At 65.2% G+C, this 22,380-nt stretch carries 20 protein-coding genes; 16 read left to right on the top strand and 4 right to left on the bottom strand.

Annotation, left to right across the window (positions count from 1 at the left end; translation table 11 throughout):
• The first annotated feature begins 42 nt into the window (after window positions 1-42).
• From PG2093B_RS01430 to PG2093B_RS01380, 11 genes are all read left to right on the top strand, one after another.
• Entirely contained in the window at window positions 43-738 is a 696-nt protein-coding gene (locus PG2093B_RS01430; RefSeq protein WP_242502773.1) for a cell division protein, read from the top strand.
• A 105-nt stretch (window positions 739-843) separates the two neighbouring features.
• Window positions 844-1,449: a YceD family protein gene (locus PG2093B_RS01425; RefSeq protein WP_101398294.1), complete on the top strand. Its 606-nt coding sequence runs from the start codon at window positions 844-846 to the stop codon at window positions 1,447-1,449.
• A gap of 72 nt (window positions 1,450-1,521) precedes the next feature.
• Window positions 1,522-1,716 carry a 50S ribosomal protein L32 gene (rpmF, locus tag PG2093B_RS01420; protein ID WP_022858328.1) on the top strand — a complete coding sequence of 65 codons (195 nt, stop codon included), beginning with the start codon at window positions 1,522-1,524 and terminating at the stop codon, window positions 1,714-1,716.
• Window positions 1,717-1,827: 111 nt separating this feature from the next.
• Window positions 1,828-2,559 carry a ribonuclease III gene (rnc, locus tag PG2093B_RS01415; RefSeq protein ID WP_129896818.1) on the top strand — a complete coding sequence of 244 codons (732 nt, stop codon included), beginning with the start codon at window positions 1,828-1,830 and terminating at the stop codon, window positions 2,557-2,559.
• A gap of 146 nt (window positions 2,560-2,705) precedes the next feature.
• Window positions 2,706-4,655, top strand: a complete 1,950-nt coding sequence (locus PG2093B_RS01410; RefSeq protein WP_129896817.1) for an acetolactate synthase large subunit — start codon at window positions 2,706-2,708, stop codon at window positions 4,653-4,655.
• A 16-nt stretch (window positions 4,656-4,671) separates the two neighbouring features.
• The gene (gene ilvN / locus PG2093B_RS01405; protein WP_022858325.1) at window positions 4,672-5,226 is read left to right on the top strand and encodes an acetolactate synthase small subunit; all 555 of its coding nucleotides are present in this window, start codon (window positions 4,672-4,674) and stop codon (window positions 5,224-5,226) included.
• A 287-nt stretch (window positions 5,227-5,513) separates the two neighbouring features.
• Window positions 5,514-6,242 (top strand): type 1 glutamine amidotransferase, encoded by a 729-nt coding sequence (locus tag PG2093B_RS01400; RefSeq protein WP_129896816.1) that lies wholly within the window; start codon window positions 5,514-5,516, stop codon window positions 6,240-6,242.
• Window positions 6,243-6,299: 57 nt separating this feature from the next.
• A complete protein-coding gene (locus tag PG2093B_RS01395) occupies window positions 6,300-8,477 on the top strand; it encodes an ABC-F family ATP-binding cassette domain-containing protein (RefSeq protein ID WP_129896815.1) in 2,178 nt (725 codons plus the stop codon).
• A 38-nt stretch (window positions 8,478-8,515) separates the two neighbouring features.
• Window positions 8,516-10,165, top strand: coding sequence for a cysteine--tRNA ligase (gene cysS, locus PG2093B_RS01390; RefSeq protein ID WP_129896814.1), 1,650 nt, complete (start codon window positions 8,516-8,518; stop codon window positions 10,163-10,165).
• Between the two features lie 144 nt (window positions 10,166-10,309).
• Window positions 10,310-10,636 (top strand): type II toxin-antitoxin system Phd/YefM family antitoxin, encoded by a 327-nt coding sequence (locus PG2093B_RS01385; protein ID WP_129896813.1) that lies wholly within the window; start codon window positions 10,310-10,312, stop codon window positions 10,634-10,636.
• Window positions 10,633-10,956, top strand: a complete 324-nt coding sequence (locus PG2093B_RS01380; protein ID WP_129863935.1) for a type II toxin-antitoxin system RelE family toxin — start codon at window positions 10,633-10,635, stop codon at window positions 10,954-10,956. Before PG2093B_RS01385 ends, PG2093B_RS01380 begins: the two co-directional genes overlap by 4 nt.
• A gap of 9 nt (window positions 10,957-10,965) precedes the next feature.
• Here PG2093B_RS01380 and PG2093B_RS01375 read toward each other — a convergent pair whose 3' ends face one another.
• The 3 genes from PG2093B_RS01375 to PG2093B_RS01365 all read right to left on the bottom strand — a co-directional run bounded on the left by PG2093B_RS01375 (window position 10,966) and on the right by PG2093B_RS01365 (window position 14,132).
• Window positions 10,966-12,243, bottom strand: coding sequence for an MFS transporter (locus PG2093B_RS01375; RefSeq protein WP_207214989.1), 1,278 nt, complete (start codon window positions 12,241-12,243; stop codon window positions 10,966-10,968).
• Complete coding sequence (locus PG2093B_RS01370) at window positions 12,231-12,779, bottom strand: ArsR/SmtB family transcription factor (protein WP_242502767.1); 549 nt, start codon at window positions 12,777-12,779, stop codon at window positions 12,231-12,233. The genes PG2093B_RS01375 and PG2093B_RS01370 overlap by 13 nt, the downstream gene beginning before the upstream one ends.
• A 447-nt stretch (window positions 12,780-13,226) precedes the next feature.
• A complete protein-coding gene (locus PG2093B_RS01365; RefSeq protein WP_129896812.1) occupies window positions 13,227-14,132 on the bottom strand; it encodes a cation transporter in 906 nt (301 codons plus the stop codon).
• Between the two features lie 138 nt (window positions 14,133-14,270).
• Between PG2093B_RS01365 and ffh the strand changes: the two genes are divergently transcribed.
• Together ffh and PG2093B_RS01355 are read left to right on the top strand one after the other, a co-directional pair.
• Window positions 14,271-15,899 (top strand): signal recognition particle protein, encoded by a 1,629-nt coding sequence (gene ffh / locus PG2093B_RS01360; RefSeq protein WP_101430024.1) that lies wholly within the window; start codon window positions 14,271-14,273, stop codon window positions 15,897-15,899.
• Window positions 15,900-16,206: 307 nt separating this feature from the next.
• The gene (locus PG2093B_RS01355) at window positions 16,207-17,379 is read left to right on the top strand and encodes an endonuclease/exonuclease/phosphatase family protein (RefSeq protein WP_129896811.1); all 1,173 of its coding nucleotides are present in this window, start codon (window positions 16,207-16,209) and stop codon (window positions 17,377-17,379) included.
• 2 nt (window positions 17,380-17,381) lie between these two features.
• On the opposite strand, the gene PG2093B_RS01350 is transcribed toward PG2093B_RS01355, so the two are convergent.
• On the bottom strand, window positions 17,382-20,756 hold the full coding sequence (locus PG2093B_RS01350) for a glycoside hydrolase family 2 TIM barrel-domain containing protein (protein WP_129896848.1): 3,375 nt from the start codon (window positions 20,754-20,756) through the stop codon (window positions 17,382-17,384).
• A gap of 324 nt (window positions 20,757-21,080) precedes the next feature.
• Between PG2093B_RS01350 and rpsP the strand changes: the two genes are divergently transcribed.
• From rpsP to rimM, 3 genes are read left to right on the top strand one after another with little or no spacing between them, the layout of a single operon-like run.
• Window positions 21,081-21,554 carry a 30S ribosomal protein S16 gene (rpsP, locus tag PG2093B_RS01345; protein WP_129896810.1) on the top strand — a complete coding sequence of 158 codons (474 nt, stop codon included), beginning with the start codon at window positions 21,081-21,083 and terminating at the stop codon, window positions 21,552-21,554.
• 7 nt (window positions 21,555-21,561) lie between these two features.
• Window positions 21,562-21,795: an RNA-binding protein gene (locus PG2093B_RS01340; RefSeq protein ID WP_022858313.1), complete on the top strand. Its 234-nt coding sequence runs from the start codon at window positions 21,562-21,564 to the stop codon at window positions 21,793-21,795.
• The gene (rimM, locus tag PG2093B_RS01335; RefSeq protein ID WP_129896809.1) at window positions 21,792-22,337 is read left to right on the top strand and encodes a ribosome maturation factor RimM; all 546 of its coding nucleotides are present in this window, start codon (window positions 21,792-21,794) and stop codon (window positions 22,335-22,337) included. The genes PG2093B_RS01340 and rimM overlap by 4 nt, the downstream gene beginning before the upstream one ends.
• Window positions 22,338-22,380 lie beyond the last annotated feature (43 nt).

Genomic DNA, 22,380 nt, shown 5'->3' with positions numbered 1-22,380 from the left:
CGAGGCCACAGAGAGGCAAGAAGGAGCACACCCATGACGGACATGACCGATCCACACCCCGAGCCGGACGCCGAGACCGCCGGCACCGAATCCGCGGCCCCCGCGCAACGCCGGCGATTCTCGATGGACGACCTGCCCGACCTGCGCGAGAGCCACGCCGATGACGGCGGCGCCACGCCGGCGCACGAACAGGCCGAGTTCACCACCGTGTACGACGCGATCGACGCGATGGAACGCATGCTCAACGAGGCGAAAGGCTCGATCTTCTCACCCACGGCCGTCAAGATCGACCGCGACGACTTCCTCGAACAGCTGCAGTCGCTCAAATCGATGCTCCCCGTGCAGCTCGAGCGCGCGAGCGCGTTGATGCGCGAGGCCGAGCGCCGGCTCGCCGACGCGCAAAGCCAGGCGAACGTGATCATCACGTCCGCGCAGAGCCGCGCCGCCGACATGGTGCGCGACGCGAACGACCAGGTGCGCTTCATGGCGAGCCAGGAAAACGTGACACAGCTGGCGCGCGAAAAGGCACGCTCGATGCTCGACAAGGCGCAGAGCAAATCCGACCACCTGACACAGGGCGCCGACCGCTACTGCATCGGCGTGATGAACGACCTCGAAGAACAGCTGCACAAGCTGGAGCGCGACGTGCAGGCGGGGCTCAAGGTGCTCGAGGACCGACAGCAGAAGGCCGCCGAGCAGCTGCCGCGGCTCGACGAGGACGACTATCCGGACGACTAGGCCGGCGCGGCGGCGTGGAATACCACGCGCGCGCAGGCGATTGAACCAAACAGCAGACCGGGCCGCACGCATGGCCCGGCACGAGGAAATGGAGAGAGCAGTCACATGGCACGAGTCACATACACGGATTGGACGATTCCCGTGGCGCAGATCGGTTCGCGCGCGGGGCAGTCGATGGAGGTCGACAAGGCGTTCCCCGCGCCGAGCGGCATCGGCGACACGATCGTCGGCATCACCGAGGGCAGCGACGTGCAGGTGCGCGGGCGGTTCGACTCGATTGTGGACGGGCTGATCTTCACCGGCAGCTTCACCGCGCCGGTGCACGCCGTGTGCACGCGCTGCGACACGCCGCTCGACCGCGACTGGACGGCGCAGGCGACCGCGTTCTTCCCTTTCGAGGAGCAGCCGGACGACGGCAAAGACAAGGACGAGGAAGTGGAGATCTTCGCCGGTGAGGACGAGGCGGAGGACGTGTACCCGCTGGTCGACCGCGGCGCGTTCGCCGACATCGAAGCGCTGATCCGCGACACCTTCGTCGACGCGCTGCCGCTGCAGCCGTTATGCCGCCCGGATTGCAAGGGCCTGTGCCCGCAGTGCGGCGTCGACCTCAACGAGCACCCCGAGCACGAGCACAAGGTGGCCGACATGCGGTTCGCCGGTCTGGCCGCGCTCAAGGAGCAGCTCGAGGCGGAAGAGCAGGGCGACGCCTGAGTTGTACCGCAGCTGTGTTAACATGCTGAACGCTTAAGCTCATATTGTTCGAACGAAACAGAGGATACGACTATGGCACTGCCAAAGTACAAGATGTCGCGCGCCAACACGCGCACGCGTCGCTCCACCTGGAAGGCCAAGGCCGCCCAGACGATCAGCTGCCCGAACTGCGGCGCTCCGACCCTGGCCCACATGGCCTGCCCGACTTGCGGTTCCTACCGCGGCCGCGTCTACCGCGAGGCCATCCGCGCCACGCATTCGCGCTGAATCCAGGCGGTTCACTGACGCTCAACGCCCTGCCATCGACGGGTGGCAGGGCGTTTTTCTATGCCTTGGCGGGCCCGGCGCCCCGTTACGGCACCGAGTAGTATGCCAACTATGAGTTCACATTCCGTTCGGGTAAGCACAGACACCACATCACCTTCCAGCGAGCTGCTCGCCGCGCTCGGCACCACGTTGCAGCCGGACCTGCTCGTGGAGGCGCTCACGCACCGCTCGTTCTCGCACGAGCACCCCGGCGTCAAGAACTACGAGCGGCTCGAGTTCCTTGGTGACGCCGTGCTCGAGCTCGTCACCACCGAGACGCTGTTCTCGCAGCACCCCGACATGACCGAGGGCCAGCTCGCCAAGATCCGTGCCAAGGCCGTCTCCGAAGAGGAACTGAGCGCCATCGCGCGCGACAAACTGCACGTGAGCCCCTACATCCTGCTCGGCCACGGCGAGCGCGAACAGGGCGGTGCCGAGAAAAGCTCGATCCTGTGCGACATCGTCGAGTCGCTCATCGGCGCCACGTTCGTGGAGCACGGCATCGACGAGGCGCGCAAGGTCGTGCATCACCTGATCGACGACACGCTCGCCGAAGTCGCGAGCGAGGGCCCGGCGCTCGACTGGAAGACGTCGCTCACCGTGAAGGCGCATCAGATGGGCCTCGGCGAGCCGCGGTACCAGATGTCGGTGGCCGGCCCCGAATATGCGCCGGTGTTCACGGCGCGCGCCATGCTCGGCGATTCGATTGAGATCATCGGCACCGGCACCGGCACGAGCAAGCGCAAGGCGCAGCTCGCCGCCGCCGAAGAGGGGTGGAAGAAGCTCGACGCACGCGGCAAGTAGCGGCGTAAGCCATCTGCGACGCGCGCGCCGACGGGTGTGGCACGCGCGTCCATATCTCGATTCAGCATTCGGTCACCACTCCCCACGCACCGCATGCGTCCAGTAGTATGGCTGCAATCGTGGGGCCCGCCCCAGCCGTACTATCAATGAGAGGGAAAGCAGTGTCACCTACACCCCTGCAGGCGTTCCGCGGCGTCAATAAATCCGCCGGGGATCAGCACAAGCGCACCATCGCCGACGGAGAGAAGATGACCGGCGCGCAAGCGCTGGTACGCTCGCTGGAGGACCTGGGAGTCAAAGACGTGTTCGGCGTTCCAGGAGGCGCGATCCTGCCCGTCTACCATGCGATCAACGAGGAGACCGGGTTCCGGTTCATCCTCACGCGCCACGAGCAGGCCGCCGGCCATGCCGCCGAAGGCTACGCGGTGGCCACGGGCGAAGTGGGCGTGTGCATCGTCACGTCCGGCCCCGGCGCCACGAACATCATCACGGCGATCGCCGACGCGAACATGGATTCGATCCCGATGGTGGTGATCACCGGCCAGGTGGGCGTCGACTCGATCGGCACCGACGCGTTCCAGGAGGCCGACATCGTGGGTGCCACCTACCCGGTGGCCAAGCATTCGTACCTCGTCACCAATGCGCAGGACGTGCCGCGCGTGCTCGCCGAAGCGCATTACATCGCGCGCTCCGGCCGCCCCGGCCCCGTCGTCGTCGACCTGACGAAGACCGCGCAGAACGGCGAGATGTATTATTCGTGGCCGCAGCGCATGATCCTGCCCGGCTACAACCCCGTGACCGAGGCACACGGCCGCGTGCTCACCGACGCCGCGCGCATGTTCCAACGCTCGTTCCGCCCCGTGCTGTACGTGGGCGGCGGTGCCGTGCGTTCCGACGCCGGCGACGAGATCAAGGCGCTGAGCGACCTGACCGGCGCGCCGATTGTGACGACGCTGCCCGCGCGCGGCATTGTGCCCGATAGCGACCCGGCCGTGCTCGGCATGCTCGGCATGCACGGCACGATCGCCGCGACCGGCGCCGTGCAGCGCTCCGACCTGCTTGTGGCGATCGGCGCGCGCTTCGACGACCGCGTGACCGGCAAGCTCGAGGCGTTCGCTCCGGGCGCGCGCGTGATCCACATCGACATCGACCCGGCGGAGATCGGCAAGAACCGCGTGGCGGACGTGCCGATCGTCGGCGACGTGAAGACCGTGCTGCAGGCGTTGATCCCGCAGATCGAACAGCTGCACAAGGAGCACGGCAAGCCGGATCTGACCACGTGGTGGACGCTGCTCAACAAGTGGGTGGAGCAGTACCCGGTTCGCTACGAGGAGCCGACCGACGGCACACTCGCCCCGCAGTGGGTCGTGCAGCAGCTTTCGGCCGAGGCCGACCCGAACACGATCTGGGTCTCGGGCGTGGGCCAGCACCAGATGTGGGCCACGCAGCTCATCGAGTTCCATCACCCGCACCAGTGGATCTCTTCCGGGGGCCTGGGCACGATGGGCTTCGGCCTGCCCGCCGCGATCGGCGCCGAAATCGGCTCGCAGCAGTACTTCGACGGCAAGAAGCCGGTGTGGCTCATCGACGGCGACGGTTCGTTCCAGATGACGAGCGAAGAGCTCGCCACCGCGTTCATGGAGGGCACACCAATCAAGATCGCGCTGCTCAACAACTCCGTGTACGGCATGGTGCGCCAGTGGCAGACGTTGTTCTACGAGAAGCACTATTCGGCCACGATCCTGCACGAAGAGGAGAAGACCGGGCTCGTGGGCGTGCCGGACTTTGTCAAACTCGCCGAAGCCTACGGATGTGTGGCCATGCGCGCGCGCACCAAGGAAGAGGCCATCGAGTGCATCCGCAAGGCGAACCAGATCAACGACCGCCCGGTGCTCATCGACTTCCATGTGTGGAAGGACGCGATGGTGTGGCCGATGGTCGCCGCCGGCGATTCCAACGACAACGTCACGTACATGCCGGGCATCAAGCCGCTGCTCAACCCGCAGGGCAACGTGAGCCTGCAGGACAGGCAGCCGAGCGCGCAAGACGTGGCGGAATCGCTCGCCGAAGCCGTGGCCACCGAGGAAAACAACTGAAAGGAGCGCAAGACAGATGGCATCGTATCCTGCATCCAAGCCGGGTTCCCAGCGTCACACGCTGTCGGTGCTCGTGGAGAACCGACCGGGCGTGCTCGCGCGCATCTCTGGCCTGTTCGCGCGCCGCGCGTTCAACATCAACTCGCTTTCGGTCTCCCCCACCGAGCGCCCCGACATCTCGCGTGTCACCGTGACCGCCGACGTGGAGGATGTGCCGCTCGAGCAGATCATCAAGCAGCTCAACAAGCTGCTCCATGTGCTCAAGATCGTCGATCTTGACCCCACGACGACCGTGGAGCGCGAACTTGTGCTGATCAAGGTGGCCGCCGACGAGTCGAACCGCTCCGATGTGCTCGAGATCGTGCGCCTGTTCCGCGTGCGCGTGGTGGATGTGAATCCCGAATCGCTCACGATCGAGGCTACCGGCGCGGGCGGCAAGATCGACGCGCTGCTCGGCCTGCTCGAGCATTACGGCATCATCGAGCTCGTGCGCTCGGGCGCGGTCGCGATGACCCGCGGCCCGCGTGCGCTGAGCGAAAAGGTGGTCGGGTCCGAAATCACCGGCCGCTGAAAGCGCGAACGCCGTGCACCGTGCGCGGGGCATCCGCCCCATGCGCGGTGCGCGGCGTTCCTGTATCGGGCGCCCCGGTTCGCAGCGGCCTACGCACCGCCCCATCTTGTGTGTTTTCGCGGTTACGGTCACTGTTTTCGCCGTTATGGTCACTTTTTGGCTGAATTAATGACGATAACAGCGAAAACAGTGACCGTAACCGCGAAAACAGTGACGCAAACGGCGAAAAGCGGCTGGGAGTAGACGGACTGCGCCGCCTCGTCCGGGCAGATGGCACAATAGTGGCTATGAGCAAACCGGAAGTCCTGATTCTTCAGCATGCCGCATGGGAAAAACCCGGGCGCATCCTCACCGACCTCGAAGAGATCGACCTGCCCACGCAGACGCTGAACATCACCACACACAAAAAACCGGACATGCCGGACTTCGACGAAGTGGCCGGCGTGGTGCTGATGGGCGGTCCGATGGGCGCCACCGACTTCGACGACTACCCCGGCCTCAAAGCCGAAGCCAAACTCGTGCGCGCCGCCGTGAGCGTGGGCAAACCCGTACTCGGCGTGTGCCTGGGCCACCAGATCATCGGCACGGCATTGGGCGCCAAACTCAAGCGCAACGGCACGCCCGAAATCGGTGTGATGCCGATCAAACGCATGGAACGCCACGACTACTTCTCCATGTGGAGCAAACAACTCGACGTACTGCACTGGCACGCCGACGCCGTCACCCTGCCCGAAGGCGCGCAACTGCTCGCCCGGTCCGCCGAAACCAAAGTGCAGGCATTCCGCTTCGGCTCGGCCCTGGGCATGCAGTTCCACCTCGAAGTCACGCCACAGCTGCTCGAGGAGTGGCTCGACGAACCCGCCATGGTCAAGCAGCTCAAAGCGTCGGGCGGATCCAAATCCCGACTGCGCGACGCCTACGCCGCGATCTACGGCCAGCTGCAGCCGCTCGCCGAACAGGTGTTCTCCGGGTTCGCCGCGCGCTGCAACACCTACGCGCGCTCGCTGATGAACTAGCCGGCGCGCACGGCCCCGGCACGGTGATTTACCGCGGTCTCATTACAGTGGACCACTATGCCGACTTATGACCTGGGACTTGAGCATGTATCGCTCGCATTCGCCACAAAAACCGTGTTCACCGACGTCACGCAAGGCGTGTTCGAAGGCGACCGCATTGGCATCGTCGGCCGCAACGGCGACGGCAAATCCACACTGCTCAAGCTGCTCGACGGCACACAGGAGCCCGACTCCGGGCGTGTGACGCGCCGCAACGGGCTCACGTTCGGCATGCTCACGCAGCGCGATACGCTCGACGACGACGCGACGCTGCGCGAGGCCGCGCTCGAGGGGCGCGAAGACTACGAGTGGGCGTCGCAGCAGCAGTCGCGCGAGATCGTGGAGGCGCTGCTGGGCGGTATGAACCTCGACGCGAAAGTCGGCTCGCTCTCCGGCGGCCAGCGGCGCCGCGCCGACCTGGCGCGCCTGCTGCTCAAGGACTGGGACATCCTCGCGCTCGACGAACCCACGAATCATCTGGATGTGATCACCATCCACTGGCTCGCCGAACACCTCAAGAACCGGTGGAGCCGCGGCACCGGTGCACTGCTGCTCGTGACGCACGACCGCTGGTTCCTCGACGAAGTGTGCGAATCGATGTGGGAAGTGCACGACGGGCAGATCGAACCGTTCGAAGGCGGCTACAGCGCCTACATGCTGCAGCGCGTGGAGCGCGACCGGCAGGCCGACGTGCGCGAGACCAAGCGCCGCAACCTGGCGCGCAAGGAGCTCGCGTGGCTCTCGCGCGGGGCGCGCGCACGGTCCACGAAGCAGAAATTCCACGTCAAGGCGGCCACCGAACTCATCGCCGACGTGCCGCCGATGCGCAACACGTTGGAACTCAAGCAGATGGCCACCGCGCGCCTGGGCAAGCAGGTCGTGGACCTGGTCGACGTGACGCAGGTCTACGACCGCGAGCAGGGCGCGTATGCCGACATCGACCCCGATGCGGCGGCGCTCGCGGCGAGCGCGCGGTCGGCGAGCACCGTGGACGTGGTGGAGCCGATGGTGCAGGAACCGCAGGTGTTCGGCAGCGTCACGATCGCCGTCGACGACGCCGACGACCCGCGGCTCGCCTCGGCGTTCGGCGCGCGCGCAGGCGAGGTCGCCGCCGAGCACAGGCTGACGCACCACGAGCCGGCGGGCGAGATCAACGCGCTGCGCGGCACGCGCGAGGCCGGGGCCGCGGAGCCGGCGGCGCAGGCCGACGAGACAAGCGCGGCCGTGGAGATCACGGTGAGCGGGCGCAAGATCCTTGACGACGTGACGTGGCTCATCGGGCCGGGCGACCGCTTCGGCATCGTCGGCGCGAACGGCGCGGGCAAATCGACACTGCTCAAGATCCTCGACGGCACGCTCACCCCCACGGCCGGGCGCGTGAACATCGGCAAGACCGTGCGCTTCGCCGTGCTCTCACAGCGGCTCGACGAGCTGGAGAAGCTCGGCAAATACAAGGTCAAGGAAGTGCTGAGCCGTTACAAGCCGAGCTACATCGTGGACGGCAAAGAGGTGACGCCGGGCCAGCTCATGGAGCGGCTCGGGTTCGAGGCGGCGCAGCTCATGACGCCGATCCGCGACCTTTCGGGCGGCCAGAAGCGCCGCATGCAGCTGCTGCTGATCCTGCTCGACGAGCCGAACGTGCTGATCATGGACGAGCCGGGCAACGACCTGGACACCGACATGCTGGCCGTGATGGAGGACCTGCTCGACACGTGGCCGGGCACGCTGATCGTGGTGAGCCACGACCGCTACCTGCTCGAACGCGTGACCGACGAGCAGTTCGCGCTGATCGGCGGCAAGGTGCGCCACCTGCCGGGCGGCGTGCAGGACTACCTCGACATGGTGGAACAGCTCAAGCGGGGCGAGGATCCGCTGGGGCTGGAGGGTGCTGGACCCGGTGGGGCCTCCGATGGCGGGGATGCTGCCACTGCAACCGCGGCATCGCCCGCCGGGCCGGAAGCGCCGAAGCTCAGCGGCAAGGCCTACGCCGACGCCTCGCGGCGCGTGTCGGCGATCGAACGCAAGCTCGAGAAGATCGAAGCGCAGAAGGAGCAGCTTGAAGCGCAGATGGCGGCCCACGACCCGAGCGACTACGCCGGCCTGAACGAGCTCAACGGGCAGTTGCAGGCACTCGAGGCGGAATCGGACGACCTCGAGGCCGAATGGCTCGACCTTTCCGAGCAAATGGGCCAGTAGCGGCTGCACTCGTCTAGTTGTCTACGTACGCTCGAACCATGACCGAGCATACCCACGAAGCAAGCAATTCCAGCACTTTCACGGATCCGCAGTTCGCCGAGACACTTCAGGCCGGCAATGGCGGCGTCGCCAACGCGGCCGTCGACCTGAAACTCTACGACACGGCGTCGCATGAGGTCTCGCGGTTCGAGCCGATCCAGCCTGGCAAGGTGGGCATGTATGTGTGCGGCGCCACCGTGCAGAGCTCACCGCACATCGGGCACATCCGCGCCGGTGTGGCGTTCGACATCATCCGCCGTTGGTTCCTCAGGCTCGGCTACCGCGTCACGTTCATCCGCAATGTGACCGACATCGACGACAAGATCCTCGACAAAGCCGCGGCGGCCGGGCAGCGCTGGTGGGCGCGCGCCTACCACTACGAGCAGGAGTTCACGAGCGCCTACGAGCAGCTGGGCGTGCTGCCGCCCACGTATGAGCCGCGCGCGACCGGGCACATCATGGACATGATCCACCTGATCGAGCGCATCATCGACAACGGCCACGCGTACGTGGTGCGTGACGGGAACGGCGAACTCACGGGCGACGTGTACTTCGATGTGGCGTCGTGGCCGCACTACGGCGAGCTCACGCACCAGAAGCAGACCGCCAAGGTCGATGAGGCGGCGGCCGTGGCCGACCGCATGGGCCCCTCGGTGGACGCCACCGGCGAAGACAAGTACAATCCGGTCGATTCGGCCGACCTCTCCGAAGACAAGCGCGACCCGCGTGACTTCGCGCTGTGGAAGCGCCCGAAGGCCACCGACCCGGCCGACGCACGCTGGAAGACGCCGTTCGGCACCGGGCGCCCCGGCTGGCACATCGAATGCTCGGCGATGAGCTACCGCTACCTCGACGGCATGTTCGACATCCACGGCGGCGGCCTCGACCTGCGCTTCCCGCACCACGAAAACGAGATGGCGCAGACGCGCGCTGCCGGCTACCGCACGGCGAACCGCTGGATGCATTCGGCGTGGGTCACCGCCAAAGGCGAAAAGATGAGCAAGTCCCTGGGCAACGGGCTCTCGGTGCCCGTCGTGCTCAAGGAGCATTCGGCGTGGGTCGTACGTTACGCGCTCGGTTCGGTGCAGTACCGGTCGATGCTCGAGTGGTCCGACCAGACGCTCGCCGAGGCGCAGGCCGCGTACGACCGCATCATGAATTTCATCGAACACGCCGGCGAAGCGCTCGGCGGGCAGCCGTCGCGCGAAGAGATCACCGCTGTGCTCGCCGATGATCTGCCGGTCGACTTCGTTGCCGCGATGAACGACGATATCAATGTTTCACGTGCAACAGCCGCAATCTTCACGCAAGTGCGCGCCGGCAACACGCAACTGACCGAGCTCGTGGATGACGCCGACGCTGCCGCTCGCGGAGCACTACGCCGCACACTCGTCAACGTGCGCGCGATGCTCGACACGCTCGGCCTCGACCCGCTCGCCGAACCGTGGATCAGCGGCGGCGACGAGGTCGGCGGCGAATCCGCGGCGCAGGACGCGCTCGAGCGCCTCATCGACGCGCAGCTCGAGGCGCGCGCCGCGGCCCGCAAGGCGAAGGATTTCGCGACCGCAGACAAGATCCGCGACGACCTTGCGGCCTTGGGCATCACGATTGAAGACGGCCCCAACGGCTCAACCTGGGCCCTCAACTGACCGAACACATCATTCCTGCACCATACAGCGGCGGCTCCCTCTCTGCCTGAGGGCGCCGCCGTTCGCTTCATTCCCGCAGCGCCGCTATTGCGCTCATCTCTTTTATGGAATACGAATTAGTAGTATAATCTGTATACTAGGTATATGGAAGGGGTGAGCATCTTGAAAACGTCCCATCTGCTCGACAGTATTGTTCCGATTTCCACACTGAACCATGGAGGCGCAAGCCGAACCATCAATGCAGTGAAGAACGACCAACCGGCCATTATCATGCGTAACAACAAACCCGCGGCGGTCATCATCACACCAGAGGACTATACGCGTCTGCTCGAGATCGCAGAAGACTACGAGCTGTACATACTCGCAAAAGATCGCGTGGAGCACGACAACGGCAAGCGGTACACCATGGACGAAGCCTTCGGAGAGGATTATCGACCCGTTGACGATGGATACGAACCGGAATTCGAATGACTTGGACCATAACCTTCACCGATAAAGCCGTTCGCGATCTACGCAAAATCAAAGAACCGACTAAAAGCCACATCCAAAAAGCACTTCGTAAAGTCGCCACCAATCCTCTCCCCCAACAGGAAGGCGGCTATGGCAAGCCCCTTGGACACCACAATGGCAGCGACCTCAGCGGCTTATTGAAAATCAAGCTACGCAACGACGGAGTGCGCGTGGTATATCGATTGGAGCGCACCGCCACGCAGATGATTGTCATCGTGATCGGCATCCGTGACGATGGATATGTATATCAAGAGGCCGCCAAGCGCATGCATGACGATTAAGCCATCCACCTACAGTTCCGCCGTGTCCCAGCCGCCGGCGCGCGGGATGCGGCGGATGCGCGCACTGCACAGCACAATCAGGGCGGACAGCGCAAGCGCCGCAAGGAACACCGCGATGGTGCCGCGGAATCCGAGCGCGGGCAGCAACGTGCCGGCGCTCGCGCTGGAGAACGCGGAGAGCGCCTGTGCAGGCACGGTGAGCGAAACGGCGATTCTGCCCTGCATCGACGTGGGCGCCTTGGCATACACGAAGCCGAGCAGTAGCGCGTCGATGATCGGGAACGGCAGACCCATCACCGAATTCGCAACGAACACAAGCGCATACGACGCGCCACGCGATACGCCAGGCCCATACACGAGCAGCATGGGCGCCACGCACACGCACAGGAACACGAAACTGACGCAGATGCAACCGCCGACCGGCACGCGGTCGCTCAACCGCGCGGCGGCGAACGCGCCGACGAGCATCATCGCGGCGAGGCCGCTGCCGATTGCGCCGATGAGCGTCGCGTTCGTGTTGAGCTGCATCAGATGCAACTGAATCGCATATTCGACGCCGTTGACACCATAATTGAGCACCGCCGCCGCAATCATGACCGTCACGAGCAGCGGTTTGCGCAGCGACCACGACCATCCACTCACAAAGTCGCCGAAGAACGACGATCGTGCGGCGGGCGCGTGCGCCGCACGCGGCATGCGAATGTGCCGCGCGGCCGCACCGGAAAGCGCGTACAGGCACGCCGTTGCAAGGAACGGCAGCCAAGGCGCGACGCCGTAGAGGAATCCGCCGACGGGATTGCCGGCGATGTTGATTGTCGCGTCACGCCCGCGGTTGAGACTGAGCGCTTTCGGGTAGTCGCGCACGCCGATGATCGAGCGGAGCATCGCGTCGGTCGCGCTACCAAGAAAGCCGCTGACCGCAGAACCAAGCGTGGCAATCACGAGCAGCAGCGGGTAGGTGAGCATGCGCGCCGCGAGCAGCGCCGCCACACTCCCCCATGCGCACACACCGACCGCCGCGTTGACGACGATCAGCGTGCGACGCTCATGGCGGTCGACGAACGTGCCGCCGAACACGCTCGCCACCTGCTGCGCGACGAGCGCGGCAGTGCCGAGCCAGCCTGCGGCGGCCGTCGACCCGGAGACCGCGTATCCGGCGAGGCTCACGGCGAGCGCACGCAGCGACCCACCCGCGGCGGATGCCGTGTCCGCGGTGAACCAAGCGGCGTAATTCGGCGCGCGCCAGAACGAGCGGCGCATGGCGGGCGCCTCGGTCACGGCACCCATCGGAACACCTGCTGCACCACGGCGACCGGTTCGACGGCGGTATCGTCGTCTGCGCCGGCGCCAGCGTCACGTTCGATAGCCACTCTGCGGGCGTCGCTCAACTGCTCCCATTTATGCATCACCGCGTTGAGGTCTTCCACCATCGCGCGCGTCTCCTCCGCGGTGAGCCGCAGTACGCGGTCGTTTGCACCGCACGTCTGCGCCCACTCCTGCGGCAGCGTGGGCAGCACGTCGAGGAACCGCTCATACGCCATTTGGTAGGTGAGCGCCGCCGTGCGGCTGAACGCGTCGATGACGTCTGCGTCCGCACTGTCCGTCTGTACATTTGTCGCATGATGGCACGATTTCCAGTAGCTTTTGCGTTTGTCCCCATCTGGCGACACCGCTTTTTCGACAAGCCCGACTTTCGCGAGCTGCGCAAGGTGGTAACTCACCGCGCCTGGCGCCTCACCGGTGGCGGCGCTGAGCTCACCGACCGTCTGCACGCCACCGACCCGCAGTGCGCCGAGCAGCCGCATGCGGGCCGGATGCGCCATGCACCTGAGCGCCTCCTCCGACTCCGCGACCGCCGTTCCCTGGCCGTTGTGTACCGAATCATCATCAACCCTTACTTCATCCATCTTTGATTGCCGCTCCATCATCGCATCTCCTTTCATCCACCCCCATTATACAAAATATTTGTACAAATATTTTGCGCTTCAAGAAAGCACCCAGATGGGACTGCAGAACCCCTCCCGCTACGGGCAGTGCCTTCTGAGCTACGGGTAGTGCATATTCATCGACGTACAACAAGTTTTGGCCCATTTTCCACTACCCGTAGCAGGCGAAGCACTACCCGTAGCAGAGAACGTGCCGGCTGTGGATGGCATGGCTGGCATGGCGTGTGTGGTCAGCATCAGACGCAGAAGCACTACAGCGCACTGTCATAGCCGTCGATGGCTACCGGCTAGCAACACACAGCCATAAATCCAGCGGCGCACCGCCTACTCGAACACGAAATCGACGTTGACGATGTGCAGCTTTGGCTCGAGCGCCCCTTCGATCGTCTGGCGCGCGCCCACGAGCTCCTCCATCTGCACGGTGCCCTTGGTGCTGCCGATGAAGATGTCGACGTCGAAGTTCATGCCGGTCTTGAACACGTGGATCTTCTCCATCTCGATGCCCGCGGGCAGATGCGTCTCGACTTCGCGCGTCACGAAACCGGAGATCTCCTCGTCGTCGTGCGTGCCGCCGACGAGTTCCACAAACGCGTCGCGCAGCACCGTGACCGGCTCCTTGATCGTGAGCAGCACAATGATCGTGGTGATGAAGAAATCGCCGGTGTAGTGCAGAAAGTCGAAGGGCGTGCCATCGGGCAGGAAGTACAGCAGCACCGCCACAATGCCAATGCCGAGCGAGATCATGCCGTCGATCCACGTGCCGTTCGCCTCCGCCTTGAGCATGAGGCTCGCATTGCCGATCGAGCGGTTGCGCGCGCGGTAATACGCCACGAGCACGAGGCACACCGCCACCGCCGCGATCTGGTAGATGATCACCGGTCCAAAGCTGAGCCGCTCGCCCTCGCCGTACGCGAAATAGTCGATCGCCACGCGCAACACGTCGAGGAACGAAAACAGCAGCAGGCAGATCGTGAAGATCGATTTGCAGATCGCGTAGATCGGCTCGAGCGCGAACATGCCGTTGGGGAACCGGTCGCTCACGCGCACTGTTTTCTTGGACAGATACGCCGCGACGCCGCCGGAGATCACCGAGATCACCGTGAACGAGGCGTCAAGGAACATCGCCTTGAGGCCGGTGAGGAAGAACACGAAGAACCCGGCGAGCACCATGACGATATTGACGACGATGCCCACCTTCAACGCCTGCTGCTCGATTTTCTTCTGATGCATGCGCGCACTCCTTCACTCGGCACTCAACTTCTTCAGCTTAGCCGCCGCGCGCGGTTATGCGCAGGCCAAAACAGTCCGCTGCCGCCGGCCCGCACCAGCCCGGCGTTTTCCCACGCAAAGGCTAGACTTGGTCACATTATGGCAGCATTTAGTTCTCTTACAGACAGGCTCTCGAATGCGTTCAAGCATCTCAAGAGCAAAGGCAAGCTTTCCGAAGCGGACATCGACGGCACGATCCGCGAAATCCGCCGCGCGTTGCTCGACGCCGACGTCTCGCTCGACGTGGTGCGCTCGTTCACCGCGCGCGTACGCGACCGCGCGCTTGGCGCAGAGGTCTCCGAAGCGCTCAATCCCGCGCAGCAAGTGGTGAAGATCGTCAATGACGAGCTCACCGACATCCTGGGCCAGGGCGTCGATCGCCCGCTCAACTTCGCGAAGAACCCGCCCACGATCATCATGCTCGCGGGTCTGCAGGGCGCCGGCAAGACGACGCTCGCGGGCAAGCTCGGCTACTGGCTCAAGGATTCCGGGCACACGCCGCTGCTCGTGGCGGCCGATCTGCAGCGCCCGAACGCGGTGACGCAGCTCGAGGTGGTCGGCGAGCGCGCCGGCGTGCCGGTCTACGCGCCGGAGAAGGGCGTGCAGTCCGCGGGTGGCGACGCCGTTTCCGCCCCGGGCGAGACGACCGGCGACCCGGTGAAGGTGGCGCGCGACTCGATCGAGTACGCGCGGCAGAAGCTGTACGACACGGTGATCATCGATACCGCCGGCCGACTCGGCGTGGACGAGACGCTGATGCAGCAGGCGCGCGACATCCGCGACGCCGTGCAGCCGAACGAGATCCTGTTTGTGATCGACGCGATGATCGGCCAGGACGCCGTGCGCACCGCCCAGGCGTTCGACGAAGGCGTGGACTTCACGGGCGTGGTGCTCTCCAAGCTCGACGGCGACGCCCGCGGTGGCGCGGCGCTTTCGGTGGCGTCTGTGACCGGCAAGCCGATCCTGTTCGCGTCGAACGGCGAAGGCCTCAAGGACTTCGAGGTGTTCCACCCCGACCGCATGGCCTCGCGCATCCTCGACATGGGCGACATCCTCACGCTCATCGAGCAGGCGCAGCGCGAATTCGATGAGGAGCAGACGCGCGAGGCTGCCGCGAAGATGGCGGAAGGCAGCTTCGGCCTGGACGACTTCCTGGCCCAGCTGCAGCAGGTGCGCAAGCTCGGATCGATGAAGTCGCTGCTCGGCATGATCCCGGGCATGGCGCAGCACCGCAAGGAACTCGAGCAGTTCGATGAACGCGAGATCGACCGCACCGAGGCGATCATCCGCTCGATGACGCCGGAGGAGCGCCGTGACCCGAAGATCATCGACGGCTCGCGCCGTGCGCGCATCGCGTATGGTTCGGGCGTCACCGTCTCCGCGGTCAATGCGCTGCTGCAGCGCTTCGAGCAGGCGGCGAAGATGATGAAGCGCATGAGCAACAAGGCCGGCGTGGGTGGATTCCCGGGCATGGGTGGCCCCGGCGGCGGCAAGAAGGGCAAAAAGGGCAAGAAAGGCAAGAAGGGCGGCTCCAAGTCGGGCAACCCGATGAAGCGCGAGGCCGAAGAGCAGGCATTGCGCGCACGCCTTTCGGGCAAGCCGAGCTCGGGGGGTTCGGCGTTCGCGAAGAAGCAGGGCACCCCGCAGCTGCCGGAAGGCCTGCAGGACGCCTTCGGCGGCGAAATCCCGCCGAACCTGGGCGGCGGCCTGAGCGGTCTCCTTGGCTGAGTCCGCTGCGCGGCGCCACCAACCAAGTCGGGTGGCGCCGCGCAGCCTTTGCTGCTGGCCAGCAGCCTCTACCGCTGACGCTGCCCCATTCTGCATGTGATTTGTCTAGGTTTTCGCTGTTTTGGTCACTGTTTTCGCCGTTTACGTCACAAATACAGCAGAAAAGTGACCAAAGCAGCGAAAATGGTGACCAAAGCAGCGAATGCAGTGACATAAACGGCGAAAACCCATGTGGCCACATGCTTGTTGGCCGCATATGCTTAGGCGCAAAACCGCCCATCCCCATCCATCAGTCGAAAGGACCTCCATGCTCATCGCACTGTGGATCATCCTGATCGTCTGCCTGCTATGGCTCGCGCTCACCGAACTGCCAGCCGGCTGGGACGGCCACAGCCCACTGCCGTACCTGATCGCCCTCACACCCATGCTGTGGATCGCGTTCGCCGCGCTTGGCATCGCCGGCCTGTGCATGCGCGAATGGGGATTCGCCGCATGCTGCGCCGCGGGACTCATCGCCTCACTCATGCGCAAGACCGCGTACTGGCTCAACGACCTGAAGTCGCCGAACACCGGCGAGGCCATCGCGCGCAAGATCGCCGAGCGCAAAGCCCGCGAAGCGCAGACGCACACACAGTCCGCACAACACGCAACCCGCCTCGACGACGCCCACGACGGCCGCTTCCGCGTGCTCACGCTCAACTGCCGCTTCGGCCACGCCAACGCCGCCGAGATCGTGCGCACGGTGCGTGACGAAGACGTGGCCGTGCTCGCGCTGCAGGAGATGACCGAAGACCTCGTGCGCCAGCTCGACGAAGCCGGCCTCGCTGAGCTCCTCCCCTACCGTCAACTCGGCGACCCGCAGGCGAGCGACAACGGCGGCTTCAACGGCGTGTGGCTGCGCGTCGAACCGGCGCAAAGCACGCCCACCGGCGTGGCGATCCCCGCCGCCGACGTGCCCGCCGTCACCCTGCAGGTCTCGCCGATGCGCGACATCACGTTCGCCTCCGCACACCCCAAATCGCCCCAGCGCGGCTGCCGCGAATGGTCCGAAGGCATAATCGGCCTGGGCGCGCTCGCCCACCCACAGCAGAACCTGGCCGCCCCAGATGCCCCTGCGCATGAGACGGTCACGGTGATCCTGGGCGACCTCAATTCGAGCATCCCGCACCCGAGCTTCCGCAAACTGCTCGCGAGCGGCTTCCACGACGCCGCGCTCGACGAGGCGAAGGGACTGCACCCCACGTTCCCCACATGGCTGCCGTGGCCGCGCATCGTGATCGACCATGTGATCTTCACCGACCATCTGCACGCGAGCGACGTGCGCGCCGTGCACATCGACGGCTCCGACCACATGGCGCTCGCCGCCACGCTCACCCTGCAAGACAAGCACGAACCAGTGAATGCGGCCGCCCGCGAGACCTGGCCCGAATCATTGCCCCCGCTGCCCACAAAGAAGGAGCGCGAGCAGGCGCAGCGCTAGGCTCATGCGCTCTGCGGCCGCAGCGTGACGGCGAAGCGGAACTCGGGCGCATCGAGCCGGTACTGCGGCAGCAACTCAGGCCCGCAGCTGTTCGACCCAATGCCCGACTGCATGTAGTCCACGCTCACCACGGTCGCGCCGGCCGTCTCGAGCTCGAAGTCGTGCGCGGCGCGCGTCATCTCCTCGGCCGTGTAGTCGATCGCCTGGAAGTCGAACGCGCGCGCAGGCTGCACGCCGTCGCCGCGCAGCACGATAAGCGCCACGCCGTCGCCCGCCACGCTCGCCCAATCGCAGTCGTGCCGGTTGCCGTTCTCCTGTGGGCGGATCTCGCGCTCGCCGAGCGTGGGCGGAGTGCCTTCGAACATGCCATGCCAGCAGGCGCGGTGCTTGTCGACGTAGCTTTCGCCCGGCCCGTAGCCGCAATACACCACGTTGCGCATGGCGCGCGGCAGCATCATGCGGATGCCGAAACGCGGCAGGAACGGGAACTCGGTGTCGCGCTCCACGTCCATCCGCAGGGCGATCGACCCGTCCGCGTGCACGGTCCACGTGGTCTGCATGCGCGCGATCGGCTGCACGACCGGCGCCACCACGGCCATCGCGCAGCGCAGCTCGACGGCGTTGATCGACATATGCGCGCCCTGCTCGTCGGATTCGCGCGGCACAGCGTCCGCCTGCGCGATGCCGCTCGACGCGACCGCGCGCGCCGAAACGCTGTACGCGCGCGCCGACGCATGGTGGTATTGCGCGCGCTCCCACTCCTCGCGCACAGTGCGGTCGTTGTCCGTCGGCGCACGCCAGACGCTCAGACTCATCGGCTCGGTGAGCAGCTGGTGGTTGCGGTAGCTCAGCTCACGGAACAATCCGGTGCGCGTATCGAGCACATACCGCCAATCCACGCCCGTGAGCACGATCGACGCGCCCGCGCGCTGCACCTGGATCGCGGCGCCGCGCTCGTCGCCGGCGAGCATCTCCTCGTGCTGTTGGCGCACCCACTGGTTGCGCGCGCTGCCCGCGACCGGCACATCGACCTCGTCGAAGCCGAGTTCGAACAGCGGATCCATGCCCCAGCGCGCCTCGCGCGTCACATACCGCAGCACAAGCGTGACCTTGCCGTCGCGCACGAGCGGCGGCAGGCCGATGAGCGGCACCCGGCCGGCGTCATGCGGCGCGATCATCATCGCCTGCTGCGTGGGCTCGTCGTCGCACAGGCGGTACGCCTGCATCACGCCGTCCACGTAGAGTTCCCACATGAGCATGACCTCCGCGCCGAGCGGCGTGAAGTCGAGGTGATTGCGCAGCGTGACGGACGCGTCCGGCCTGTCGCCGTCAGTGAGAGTGAAATCTTCCACGCGCGCGGGGCGGAACACGTTCTTGAACTCGTCGAGGCCGGAATGCGGCGTGCGGTCGGGCGCGACCATGCCATCCACGCAGAAATTGCCGTCGTTCGGGTAGTCGCCGAAGTCGCCGCCATACAGGTATTCGCGCCGCCCCTGCGGTGTGCGGCCGGCGTCGACCGCGTGGTCGCACCATTCCCACACATAGCCGCCCACCAGCCCGGGGTGGCGTTGGATCGCCTGGAAATAGTCCTCCAGGTCGCCCGGGCCATTGCCCATCGCATGGCAGAATTCGCACAGCACGTACGGTTTGGTCTCGCCGCCGGCGGCCTGCCCGTTCTCGCCGAGCGCGCCGTCCAGGTTCGCGGCTGCGCTCGCCGGGCCTTCGTCAAAGTACGCGTCGATCTCGGCGATGCTCGGGTACATGCGGCTGTGCACGTCGAGATTGCCGTATTCGTGCGAGTCGTGCCCGTCGGGCTCCACGTACCGCGCGCTTTCGTAATGCGTCAGGCGCCGCGAATCGTAGCGCTTGGTCCACGCGAGCGCGCGCTCGAACCCCACGCCGAACGCGCCTTCGTTGCCCATCGACCAGAACAGCACGCACCCGTGGTTCTTGTCGCGCTCCACGCAGCGCTGTACGCGGTCGATGATCGCCGGCGCGAAGTCCTCGTTGTTGGCGATCCGCTCGTTCCACAGCTGCTGTTCGAGATGCGGCGCACCGGTGCGTGGATGGTAGGCGTCGTTCGCGCCGTGCGCCTCAAGGTCGGCTTCGTCGATCACCAGGAACCCAAGCTGTTCGAACGCGTCGTAGAAGTGCGGCGCGTTCGGGTAGTGGCTTGTGCGCACACCGTTCACATTGTGCTGTTTCATGAGCAGCAGGTCTTCCATGAACTGCTCGGCGCTGATCGCGTAGCCGGTGCGCGGGTCGCTGTCGTGCCGGTTCATGCCGTGGATCACAATCGGCTTGCGGTTGAGCTCCACCACGCGCTGCACGCCGTCGTGCGCCACCGCGCGCAGGTCGCTGATGGTGAGCAGCTGCGTGATCGCCTCATGGGGCGTCTCGATGGCGAGCCGGTAGCAATACGGGCGCTCCGGATTCCACAATCGCGGCGCGTCGAGCGTGAGCTGCGCCTTGGCGTGCGCGGGGAATGAGCCGTCATCCACACGCTCGTCGAGCATGCACGCCGCGGGCACCGCGCGGGCATGCGCCACCGGCTCGCCATCGGCGTCGAGCACTGTTGCGTCGATCCAGTCGGGCAGGCCGGCCCCGCCGCGCGCGAAGTCGATGGAGATGTGCGCGCGAGTGGGCTCGTCATCGGGCCCGAATTCGACGTTCGTGTGCACAAAGTAGTCGCGGATCATGCGCTCGGGCCGCGTGAGCAGATAGACGTCACGGAAAATGCCGCTCATGCGCAGTTTGTCCTGGTCCTCGAGATAGCTGCCATCGCACCATTTGAGCACGAGCACCACAAGCGTGTTTTCGCCGGGCGCGATGTGCTCGGTCACGTCGAATTCGCTCGTGGAGTGCGAGACCTGCGAATAGCCGATGAACTCACCGTTGAGCCACACGTAGAAACAGCTGTCCACGCCCTCGAAGTCGAGGTAGGCGCGCGGAGCGGATTCGCTCGGCGTGTAGTCGAATGCGCGGCGGTAGACGGCGCAGGGATTGTCCGCGGGCACGTACGGCGGGTCGAGCGGGAACGGGTAGCGCGTGTTCGTGTATTGGTTGTGGTCGTAGCCGTGCATCTGCCACACGCTCGGCACGGGCAGCGTGGCGTAGTCGGCGGCGGTGTCGAAGTCCACGTCGAAGAAACGCGGGGCATACGCGGCGTCGGCGGCGGTCACCTCGGCGTCGAGGTCGTGGATGCTGCCGTAGTAGCGGAACTGCCAGTCGCCGCTGAGCAGCTGCAGGCGGTCGGAGTCAAGGCGGTTGTCGAGCGTCGTGTCGATCGGGCCCGACGCGGGGATGAAGTACGAGCGGTTCGGCTCGCAGCCCACATGCAACGTGTTGAGATCCTCGTAATACCGCGGAATGAACATGCAGACTCCCTTGCCTTGTACGGTATCCACCGCTTGCGATTATAACCGGCCCCGCCGCCCGGCCATTGCCGCCCATTGCCCACAGCATGACGGCGCTCTGCCCTCTCCTGACAAAAGTCATGCAGGGCGGCCGCAACCATGACAAATCTCTGCCGGATGGAGCGGATGGGCAGGCGGTTTTCCATGGCGGATTGTATACTGTATGGGTTATTTGACCATGCGGGGCCCTCTACTACCGTGTGGCCAAGGAACACGTGCACCGGCCGGGCTGTGCCCCACACGGCACGGGATGGCGCACACCCCTAGTTACCAAGGAGAGCCATTTTGGCAACCAAGATTCGTCTCAAGCGCATGGGCAAGAAGTTCTACGCGGTCTACCGCGTGGTCGTCATGGATTCGCGCGCAAAGCGCGACGGCAAGGCGATCGAGGAGATCGGCCTGTACAACCCGAACACCCAGCCTTCGACCATCGAAATCAACTCCGATCGCGCCCAGTACTGGCTCGGCGTTGGCGCCCAGCCGACCGAACAGGTGCTCAACCTGCTCAAGATCACCGGCGATTGGCAGAAGTTCAAGGGCCTCAAGGGCGCCGAAGGCACCCTGAAGACCGTCGCCCCGAAGAAGGACGCCGCCACGCTGATCGAAGAGGCCGACACCAAGGCCCAGAAGCTCAAGGCCGCCAAGGCCGAAGCCGAGATCAAGGCGAACGAGAACGCGACCGACGCCGCCGACGAGCAGAAGGCCGACGAAAAGGTCGAGTTCGCAGACGCCGAAGAGTCCGCACCGGAAGCAGTGTGATCTGATCATGCTTGCTCAAGCCGTGGAACATCTGATTAAGAACATCGTCGATTTTCCCGACGACGTTTCGGTCAAGTCCCATGAGAATGCGCGCGGGGAACTCATTCGCGTACGCGTGAATCCTGAAGACATTGGCCGTGTGATTGGCCGCAACGGCCGCACCGCCAACGCGATCCGCACAGTGGTGCAGGCCATGGCCGACCACAAGGTGCGCGTCGACATCATGGATGTGCGTAGGTGAGTGGTGAACTTCCTGCAGACCCTCAACAGCCCGAGTTGTTGAGGGTCTGTCGTATCGGCCGTGCACAGGGGCTCAAGGGCGAAGTGACCGTGCGCATCTTCACGGACGAACCCGAAGAGCGGTTCGCCCCCGGCGCTGAGCTGTTCAACCGCGACGGCTCCGTGACCTACATCGTGGAACGTGCACGCACGTTCAAAAACCGCTGGTACCTCAAACTCGAAGGCGTGGACGACCGCAACGCCGCCGAGGAGCTCAACGGCACCGTGCTGTACGGCGAACCGTGGGAGCTGGAAGACGACGAATTCTACCCCAAGGACCTCGTGGGCCTCGAGGCACGCCTGAAGGCCGACGGCCGCGTGCTCGGCAAGGTCGTGGACATGATCGAGGGCGCGCAATGGCTGCTCAAGATCCGCTTGGCGCAGCCTGTGGGCGATGAGACCACCGCACTCGTGCCATTTGTGATCGACCTGGTGCCGGACATCGACCTTGAGGAGGGCTATCTGACGATCGACCCGCCTGGTGGCCTGATCCCCGGGGTGTGATCTTCCACTTTTTTCGGGGCGTGGTGATTTGTGCGCGCTCCAG

This window comes from Bifidobacterium pseudolongum subsp. globosum, from assembly GCF_004155535.1.
In the GTDB taxonomy this organism is placed as follows: domain Bacteria; phylum Actinomycetota; class Actinomycetes; order Actinomycetales; family Bifidobacteriaceae; genus Bifidobacterium; species Bifidobacterium pseudolongum_C.
This window is presented reverse-complemented; position numbering and strand designations above follow the sequence as displayed.

Excerpts from the sequence above, each read along its gene's own strand:
- PG2093B_RS01430 (WP_242502773.1), top strand. The coding sequence starts at position 43 with ATGACCGATCCACACCCCGAGCCGGACGCCGAGACCGCCGGCACCGAA.
- PG2093B_RS01425 (WP_101398294.1), top strand. The coding sequence starts at position 844 with ATGGCACGAGTCACATACACGGATTGGACGATTCCCGTGGCGCAGATC.
- rpmF (WP_022858328.1), top strand. The coding sequence starts at position 1,522 with ATGGCACTGCCAAAGTACAAGATGTCGCGCGCCAACACGCGCACGCGT.
- rnc (WP_129896818.1), top strand. The coding sequence starts at position 1,828 with ATGAGTTCACATTCCGTTCGGGTAAGCACAGACACCACATCACCTTCC.
- PG2093B_RS01410 (WP_129896817.1), top strand. The coding sequence starts at position 2,706 with ATGAGAGGGAAAGCAGTGTCACCTACACCCCTGCAGGCGTTCCGCGGC.
- ilvN (WP_022858325.1), top strand. The coding sequence starts at position 4,672 with ATGGCATCGTATCCTGCATCCAAGCCGGGTTCCCAGCGTCACACGCTG.
- PG2093B_RS01400 (WP_129896816.1), top strand. The coding sequence starts at position 5,514 with ATGAGCAAACCGGAAGTCCTGATTCTTCAGCATGCCGCATGGGAAAAA.
- PG2093B_RS01395 (WP_129896815.1), top strand. The coding sequence starts at position 6,300 with ATGCCGACTTATGACCTGGGACTTGAGCATGTATCGCTCGCATTCGCC.
- cysS (WP_129896814.1), top strand. The coding sequence starts at position 8,516 with ATGACCGAGCATACCCACGAAGCAAGCAATTCCAGCACTTTCACGGAT.
- PG2093B_RS01385 (WP_129896813.1), top strand. The coding sequence starts at position 10,310 with ATGGAAGGGGTGAGCATCTTGAAAACGTCCCATCTGCTCGACAGTATT.
- PG2093B_RS01380 (WP_129863935.1), top strand. The coding sequence starts at position 10,633 with ATGACTTGGACCATAACCTTCACCGATAAAGCCGTTCGCGATCTACGC.
- PG2093B_RS01375 (WP_207214989.1), bottom strand. The coding sequence starts at position 12,243 with ATGGGTGCCGTGACCGAGGCGCCCGCCATGCGCCGCTCGTTCTGGCGC.
- PG2093B_RS01370 (WP_242502767.1), bottom strand. The coding sequence starts at position 12,779 with ATGGCGCATCCGGCCCGCATGCGGCTGCTCGGCGCACTGCGGGTCGGT.
- PG2093B_RS01365 (WP_129896812.1), bottom strand. The coding sequence starts at position 14,132 with ATGCATCAGAAGAAAATCGAGCAGCAGGCGTTGAAGGTGGGCATCGTC.
- ffh (WP_101430024.1), top strand. The coding sequence starts at position 14,271 with ATGGCAGCATTTAGTTCTCTTACAGACAGGCTCTCGAATGCGTTCAAG.
- PG2093B_RS01355 (WP_129896811.1), top strand. The coding sequence starts at position 16,207 with ATGCTCATCGCACTGTGGATCATCCTGATCGTCTGCCTGCTATGGCTC.
- PG2093B_RS01350 (WP_129896848.1), bottom strand. The coding sequence starts at position 20,756 with ATGTTCATTCCGCGGTATTACGAGGATCTCAACACGTTGCATGTGGGC.
- PG2093B_RS01340 (WP_022858313.1), top strand. The coding sequence starts at position 21,562 with ATGCTTGCTCAAGCCGTGGAACATCTGATTAAGAACATCGTCGATTTT.